Genomic DNA, 1,524 nt, shown 5'->3' on the forward strand with positions numbered 1-1,524 from the left:
CGTTGCGAACGGTTAATCAATGGACGAGAGCAGATCAGTGTAAACGATCGCGGCGCGGGTTCACAGGGGTCTCGGCGACTTAAGCTCCTCGCGCAGTCTCCTTTTCGACACCGGTAATCTTAGCAAAAACAGTGTGCTAAAAAGGGCTGCTTGGCCGACTCAACCGCTGTTATTGGGCGCTGTGATTGCCGCGAAGAGCCCAGCATCCAGTCTGCGCTTGGGGCCTTGGATCGGGCCAGTCTTGGGTTACCATAGGATCACACAAAGTTGACTGCTTAAGAGGGTCTTTAACGATGGTTTCACTTGAAACGCCGGTCTGCGATTTCGGTCAAGAGGCACCTGATTTTGCACTGCCAGGTGTTGACGGGCGGACCTGGCGTCGTGATGACTGTGCCGGTCCCAATGGTCTATTGGTGATGTTCATCTGCAACCATTGCCCCTATGTGAAGGCGGTCCGCGAGCGCCTGGTGCGTGACACGCGTGAGTTGATGACACTTGGGGTTGGCAGTGTTGCGATCATGGCGAATGATCCCGCCGACTATCCTGAGGATTCGTTCGAGCATATGAAGGCGGTCGCGCTCGAGCACGACTTCCCGTTCCCCTATCTAATCGACGAGAGTCAGGAGATCGCCAGGGCCTACGGCGCCATTTGCACCCCAGATTTCTTCGGCTACAACAAAGCGCTCAAGCTGCAGTATCGCGGTCGGCTCGACGAAAGTCGCAAGGAGACTGCTCCAGAGGGTGTCCGCCGTGATCTCTTTGAAGCGATGAAACAGGTCGCCGAGACCGGGCAGGGTCCGCAGCATCAGATCCCGAGTGTCGGTTGCTCGATCAAGTGGCGGGATGGCTAAGTGCCCCTTGAGGCAGTCGCGCATCGACTCGAAGTCTCTCGTCTAACCCACTATGCAGCCTTGATATCTGACCTTGAGCAAGGCGGATGCAGGCGACTGCGGCAGGCGAGAGTACTTGCGTAAAATGCTTCAGTAATCCTTAATATTGGGATCTGGTAACACAGCCTGGGCCGCAACGAAGGCAATTGTCTTGGATTATCGCTTGGGTTTCGGCGAGAATGCTCTGCTTATGTCCGCAGTCAGCGGCGGCCTTGCCTGGGCGGTCGGCTGCTCGACTTCCACCGCCATCTCGATTGATGACAGGGCATTGACCTCCAAGCCGGCCGCTGCGCTTGGGCCTGGGTTCTTGGAGCGACGACGCGCGATCCGCTGCTGCGCAGAATAATTTAGTCACCCGAAAGAAACTTGATCAGGAGGGGCAGATGTCCTCACGCAGAGAACTAGCCAACGCCATCCGTGCGCTCAGCATGGATGCGGTCCAGAAAGCCAATTCTGGACATCCGGGCGCGCCCATGGGCATGGCCGATATTGCCGAGGTGCTGTGGAATGATTATCTGCAGCACAATCCCCAAAATCCGAGCTGGCCTGACCGCGACCGGTTTGTCCTCTCGAATGGCCATGGCTCGATGCTGCTCTACTCGTTGCTCCATCTCGCCGGTTATGATCTGAGTAT

The 1,524-nt window shown here is 56.8% G+C and carries 1 protein-coding gene and 1 pseudogene; both read left to right on the forward strand.

Annotated elements, in window-relative coordinates:
* Positions 1-293: 293 nt before the first annotated feature.
* Complete coding sequence (locus VBE63_RS29135) at positions 294-851, forward strand: thioredoxin family protein (RefSeq protein ID WP_323686466.1); 558 nt, start codon at positions 294-296, stop codon at positions 849-851.
* A 422-nt stretch (positions 852-1,273) separates the two neighbouring features.
* Positions 1,274-1,524: pseudogene (locus VBE63_RS29140) on the forward strand (transketolase); the annotation flags it as partial.

This window comes from Lamprobacter sp. (assembly GCF_034860625.1).
Lineage (GTDB): Bacteria > Pseudomonadota > Gammaproteobacteria > Chromatiales > Chromatiaceae > Lamprobacter.

Bases quoted from the DNA above. Each gene is read 5' to 3' on its own strand.
- VBE63_RS29135 (WP_323686466.1), top strand. From the start codon at position 294: ATGGTTTCACTTGAAACGCCGGTCTGCGATTTCGGTCAAGAGGCACCT.